This window comes from Enterobacteriaceae endosymbiont of Donacia bicoloricornis (genome assembly GCF_012567955.1).
Lineage (GTDB): Bacteria > Pseudomonadota > Gammaproteobacteria > Enterobacterales > Enterobacteriaceae.
Map to the genome: position 1 here is coordinate 424929 of NZ_CP046186.1, position 5932 is coordinate 430860.

Here is a 5932-nt window from a genome sequence, read left to right on the forward strand (position 1 = left end):
AGATAATTTATCTATGTTATTTATAAAATAAAATGTTTAAATATATAAAAATTAATTATTAATATAAATTTAACTTATTATTACTGAATAAATATTAATATTTTAATCATTATATATTTATTTTAAAATATATTAAAAATTAGGATAAAATAATGTTACAAAAAGAAATTATTATTCATAATAATCATGGTTTTCATACTCGTCCAGCAGCACTCTTTGTAAAAGAAGCTAAAAATTTTATATCAGATATTACAATTACATCTAAAGGAAAAACAGTAAATGCTAAAAGTTTATTTAAAATTCAAACTTTAGGTTTAACTAAAGGAACTTCAATTCTTTTAACAGTTTCAGGAATAGATGAAAAAAATGCTATAGAACATTTGACTAAAATTATTCAAAAATTATAAAATAATTCTTTAATTTTGTAATAAAAAAATATATTTTATAAATATTTTACTAATTAATAACTTAATTAAGTAATTTATTTAAATTAAAGTTTCAATAATATGGATATTAAATTATTATTTAACAGAGGTAAAAATATGATTTCAGGAATTTTAGCTTCTCCTGGTATTTCTTTTGGTAAAGCTTTTTTATTAAAAAAAAATAATATTATTATTAATCGTAATAAAATTACTGATAATCAAATAAATATAGAAATTAATAAATTTTTAAATAGCCAAAAAAAATCTATAAAAGAACTAGAGTATATAAAAAAAAAATTATTAAATAATTTAAATTCTGAAAAAAAAACAATTCTTGATGGTCATCTTCTTCTTTTAGAAGATGAAGAAATGACTAAAGAAATTATTTTTTTAATAAAAAATAATTTATCTACAGCAGATGCTGCTGTAGATTCAGTAATAAAATCTCAAATTAAAATATTAGAAAATTTAGATGATAAATATTTAAAAGAAAGAATTATTGATATAAAAGATATTGGAGATCGTTTAATAAAAAATATTTTAAATTTAAATGTTATAAATTTAGATCAAATAAATAAAAAAGTAATTTTAATTGCAAAAGATCTTACACCTTCAGAAACAGCTCAATTGAATTTAAAAAAAATTTTAGGTTTTATTACTGATTTAGGAAGTAAAACTTCTCATACAGCTATAATGGCACGTTCATTAGAAATACCAGCAATTGTTGGAACAGGAAACATAACAAATAAAGTTAAAACAGATGATTATATTATTTTAGATAGTATTAATAATTTAATTTATATAAATCCTTCTATAAAAGAAATTAAAGAAAAAAAAATATTTTTTAAACAATATATAAAAGAAAAAGAAAAATTAAAAAAAAATAGTAATTTACCAGCTAAAACTAAAGATAATTTTAAAATAAAAATATGTGCTAATATAGGATCATTAAAAGAGCTACATAATATTGAAAAAAATGGTGCTGATGGTATTGGTTTATATAGAACAGAATTTTTATTTATGAACCGTACTTCTTTGCCTTCAGAAGAAGAACAATTTAATATTTATAAAACTGTTGCTATAAATATGTGTAATAAATCAGTTATTATTAGAACTATGGATATAGGAGGTGATAAAAAAATACCATATATGAATTTACCTAAAGAAGAAAATCCTTTTTTAGGTTATAGAGCTATTAGAATAAGTATGGATCGTAAAAATATTCTACATACACAATTAAGAGCTATATTAAGAGCATCATTCTTTGGTAAATTATATATAATGTTTCCTATGATTATTTCAGTAGAAGAAGTTTTATTTCTAAAAGAAGAATTAAGTTTTTTAAAAAAACAATTACAAAAACAAAGATATGATTTTAATAAAAATATTCCTATAGGGATAATGATAGAAACTCCAGCATCAGCTATAATAGCTCATCATTTAATAAAAGAAATAGATTTTTTTAGTATAGGGACTAATGATTTAACTCAATATACTTTAGCAGTAGATAGAGGTAATGATTTAATTTCACATTTGTATAATCCAATTCATCCTGCTATATTATTTTTAATAAAAAAAGTAATAGATGCCTCACATGAGGTAGGAAAATGGACAGGAATGTGTGGAGAATTAGCAAGTGATGAATTTTATCTTCCTATCTTATTAGGTATGGGATTAAATGAATTAAGTATGAATGCTATTTCTATTCCAAAAATTAAAAACATTATTCGTAATATAAAAATGGTTAAGGCAAAAGAATTAGCAGATAATGTTTTATTACAACCTACAATTAAAAATATCAAAAATTTATTATTAAAATTTAATAAAAAAAAATAATTTTTCTAAAAGGAAAATAAATGAATATTTTTTCTAATTTTTTTAAAAAAAAACAAAAAAAAATTGAAATTACTAAAATATTTGCTCCTATTTCAGGTAATATAATAGATATAGAAAAAGTTCCTGATGTTGTTTTTGCAGATAAAATTGTAGGAGATGGTATTGCAATTAATCCAACAGGAAATATTATTGTTGCTCCTGTTGACGGAGTCATTGGGAAAATATTTGAAACTAATCATGCTTTTTCAATAAAAACATTAAATAAAATTGAATTATTTGTACATTTTGGAATTGATACAGTTAAATTAAAAGGAAAAGGATTTGTAAGAAAATTTAATTTTGAAAAAACTAATATAGTAAAAAAAGGAGAAATAATTATTGAGTTAGATTTAGTTTTTTTAAAGAAAACTGTGAAATCTATATATACTCCAGTAATAATTTCTAATATTGAAGATATTAATAAAATAAGAAAATATTCTGGCAATGTTATTGCAGGTATTGATCCTATATTAGAAATTTATAAATAAAAATTTATATTAAAAACATTTTTTAATAATAAAAAAATTAATTATTAAAAAATGTAATTAAAATATCTATTTTAAAAAATTTTTAGTAATTTTGTTATAAATAAAGACGACTATGTGTAATTGCAATTGCTAATGCGTCAGCTACATCTTTTTGTGGATAAAAAGATAATTTTAATAACGTAAATACTGTATCTTGTAATTGTTTTTTCGTTGCATTACCAATACCAGCTATCATCATTTTAACCTTACTTGCTGAATACTCAAAAACAGCAAGATTATGATTTACAGCTGATACTATTGCAGCACTTCTTGCATGACCTAATTTTAATGCAGAACTTGCATTTTTAGACATAAAAATTTGTTCTATAGCAAAATTATTTGGTTTAAATTCTTTTATTATTCTACTTATATTTTTATAAATTATTTTTAATCTTGTAGGGAAATCCTTAATTTTTAATGTTAAAATACATCCACTATCAATATAAATAATCTTATTATTTTTAAGTTTTCTTATTAGTCCATATCCTGTAATTCTAGATCCTGGATCAATACCTAAAATTATTGTCATAATATTTTATCTTTAAAGTTAAAAAAATAATTATTTATTAAATTTCGGCATCATGATAAATATTTTTTATATCTTCATATCTTTTGCATAAAGAAAAAAAAGTAAATAATTGATTTTTTGTGAAAATATCAATTTTTTTTTTTATAAATGGTTCAATAATTAATTTAATTTTTATTGGTTTAATTTTAAAATTCTTTATTGTTTTAGTAAAAATTTTATATTTTTTTTTTGAAAAAATAATTTTTATGTTTTTCTTATTTAAATCAATATCATCTGCTTTTAATTTTTCTGCTATATCAAGAATATAATTTAAATTATTTTTATATGAATATGAGACAAAAATGTTTTTTTTAAAAAAATAACTAACAGCACCTTTTTGTTTTAAACTACCACCAATTTTATTAAAAATATTACGTACTAAAGAACTAGTTCTATTATTATTATTAGTTAAACATTGTATCATTAATGCAATCTTATTTGGTCCAAATCCTTCATAATAAATTTCTTTTAATTGACTGTTATTTCCTTTTTTTTTTTTTATAATATTATTAATTGTTGATCTACTCATGTTAAATGATAATGCTTTATCTATAATTAGACGTAATTTAGAATTATATTGTGGGTTTAAATTTTCTCCTTTATTTATAATTGTATTTAATTCTTTAATAATTTTAGAAAATATTTTATCTTTTTTACTATCTTGTAATTTTTTACGATGACGTGTATTAGCCCATTTACTATGTCCAGACATAAAATTATATTCCTTTTATTATTTATTTGCATTTAAATTTATCTTCTTATGATAAAGATAATCCTAAATCTTTTAATAGATGAAAATCAATTTTATTAGGAGATTGCGTTAATAAACAATTTGCTGATGTAGTTTTTGGGAAAGCAATAACATCACGAATATTATTTGTATTAGTTAATAACATAATTAATCGATCTAATCCTAAAGCAATGCCTAAATGAGGAGGTGTTCCAAATTGTAAAGCTTCTAAAAAAAAACCAAAATTTTTTTTTTGAATTATTTTATTTATTTTAAGAAAATTAAATATCTTTTTTTGTATTTTATAATTATTTATTCGTAAAGAACCACTTCCTATTTCATAACCATTAATTACTAAATCATATGAATCAGATATAATTTCATGGGGTTTTTTTTGTAAAAAAAAGTCTATATTATCAATAAATTTTTTTTTTGGAGATGTAAATGGATGATTCATTGGAATAAAATGACCTATTTTATTTTTTTTAAATAAAGGAAAATCAATTACCCATAATGGATGCCATTCATCATTTTTAATAAGATTAAAATCTTTTCCTAATTTTTTTAGTAAATATCCCATAGATGATATGTTATCATTAACAATTTCTGTTCCAATAAAAATAATGTCATTATGATGACAATCATTTTTATAAATAATATTTTTAATTTGTTCGCTATTTAAATTGGTAATAAAATTATCATTTGTATTTAAAATATTTATTAATTTATTATTATCTACCTTAAATATATTTAAATCATTTGTTTTATATTTCTTTATGTAGGAAATATATTTATTTAAATTTTTTATTTTTGAATTAACTAAATATTTATTTTTAATAGAAATAGAAATTATTCTATTTTTATTTTTTTTAATAAAAAAATTACTTAAATCTATTAGTTTTAATTTATTTCTTAAATCAGGTTTATCTGTACCAAAATATTTCATTGACTTTTTAAAAGTAAAAACCTTAAATCTATCTAAAAATATATTTTTTACATTTTTCCATATATTAGAAATTATTTTTTCTATAAAAAATCTAAATATTTCTGATTTTATAAAAGATATTTCTATGTCAATTTGTGTAAATTCTGGTTGACGATCAGAACGTAAATCTTCATCTCGAAAACATTTAGCAATTTGATAATAACGGTCTAATCCAGCAATCATTAATAATTGTTTAAAAATTTGTGGAGATTGGGGTAATGCATAAAAATTATGTTTGTGAATTCTACTTGGAACTAAATAATCTCTAGATCCTTCTGGAGTCGAATTTGTTAAAATAGGAGTTTCAATATTTAAAAAATTATTTTTTTCTAAAAAATTTCTAATATAATTTATTACTATAGATCTTTTTTTTAAAATTTTAATCATTTTTTTTTGTTTTAAATCTAAATACCGATATTTTAATCTTACTTCTTCTTTATTAAGAAGACTATTATTAATAGGTAATGACTTAGATTTATTAAGAATAAATATGTTAAATACCACAATTTCTATTTCTCCAGTTAGTAAATTAAAATTTTTATTTTTTTTTGTTCTTTCTACTATTTTACCTTTAATTTTTACACAAAAATTATTACGCAATATAATTGCTATATCATATGCTGTTTTATATTGAGGATAAAATACTGCTTGAATAATACCTTCTCTATCTTTTATATTAACAAAAATTAATTTTCCTAAATTTCGGTAGCTATCAACCCAACCATAAATAATTATCTCTTGATTTATATGTTCTTTATTAATTTGACCACAATAAATTTTTTTTTCCATTTATAAATCCTTAATTTAAAATAAATATTTTTT

6 protein-coding genes are annotated in these 5932 nt (G+C 19.5%); 3 read left to right on the top strand and 3 right to left on the bottom strand.

The genetic code is table 11. From position 1 onward, the window contains the following. Positions 1-152 precede the first annotated feature (152 nt). The 3 genes from GJU03_RS02075 to crr all read left to right on the top strand — a co-directional run bounded on the left by GJU03_RS02075 (position 153) and on the right by crr (position 2788). Positions 153-407 (top strand): HPr family phosphocarrier protein, encoded by a 255-nt coding sequence (locus GJU03_RS02075; RefSeq protein ID WP_168919022.1) that lies wholly within the window; start codon positions 153-155, stop codon positions 405-407. A 135-nt stretch (positions 408-542) separates the two neighbouring features. After that, the gene (gene ptsI / locus GJU03_RS02080) at positions 543-2261 is read left to right on the top strand and encodes a phosphoenolpyruvate-protein phosphotransferase PtsI (RefSeq protein WP_168919065.1); all 1719 of its coding nucleotides are present in this window, start codon (positions 543-545) and stop codon (positions 2259-2261) included. A gap of 20 nt (positions 2262-2281) precedes the next feature. After that, positions 2282-2788 carry a PTS glucose transporter subunit IIA gene (gene crr, locus GJU03_RS02085; RefSeq protein ID WP_168919023.1) on the top strand — a complete coding sequence of 169 codons (507 nt, stop codon included), beginning with the start codon at positions 2282-2284 and terminating at the stop codon, positions 2786-2788. A 94-nt stretch (positions 2789-2882) separates the two neighbouring features. Here crr and ruvC read toward each other — a convergent pair whose 3' ends face one another. The 3 genes from ruvC to aspS are packed head-to-tail and all read right to left on the bottom strand — an operon-like array spanning position 2883 to position 5899. Then, on the bottom strand, positions 2883-3356 hold the full coding sequence (ruvC, locus tag GJU03_RS02090; protein ID WP_168919024.1) for a crossover junction endodeoxyribonuclease RuvC: 474 nt from the start codon (positions 3354-3356) through the stop codon (positions 2883-2885). Between the two features lie 37 nt (positions 3357-3393). After that, positions 3394-4107 (bottom strand): YebC/PmpR family DNA-binding transcriptional regulator, encoded by a 714-nt coding sequence (locus GJU03_RS02095; protein WP_168919025.1) that lies wholly within the window; start codon positions 4105-4107, stop codon positions 3394-3396. A gap of 46 nt (positions 4108-4153) precedes the next feature. Continuing rightward, positions 4154-5899 carry an aspartate--tRNA ligase gene (gene aspS, locus GJU03_RS02100; protein ID WP_168919026.1) on the bottom strand — a complete coding sequence of 582 codons (1746 nt, stop codon included), beginning with the start codon at positions 5897-5899 and terminating at the stop codon, positions 4154-4156. Positions 5900-5932 lie beyond the last annotated feature (33 nt).

Bases quoted from the DNA above. Each gene is read 5' to 3' on its own strand.
- GJU03_RS02075 (WP_168919022.1), top strand. From the start codon at position 153: ATGTTACAAAAAGAAATTATTATTCATAATAATCATGGTTTTCATACT.
- ptsI (WP_168919065.1), top strand. From the start codon at position 543: ATGATTTCAGGAATTTTAGCTTCTCCTGGTATTTCTTTTGGTAAAGCT.
- crr (WP_168919023.1), top strand. From the start codon at position 2,282: ATGAATATTTTTTCTAATTTTTTTAAAAAAAAACAAAAAAAAATTGAA.
- ruvC (WP_168919024.1), bottom strand. From the start codon at position 3,356: ATGACAATAATTTTAGGTATTGATCCAGGATCTAGAATTACAGGATAT.
- GJU03_RS02095 (WP_168919025.1), bottom strand. From the start codon at position 4,107: ATGTCTGGACATAGTAAATGGGCTAATACACGTCATCGTAAAAAATTA.
- aspS (WP_168919026.1), bottom strand. From the start codon at position 5,899: ATGGAAAAAAAAATTTATTGTGGTCAAATTAATAAAGAACATATAAAT.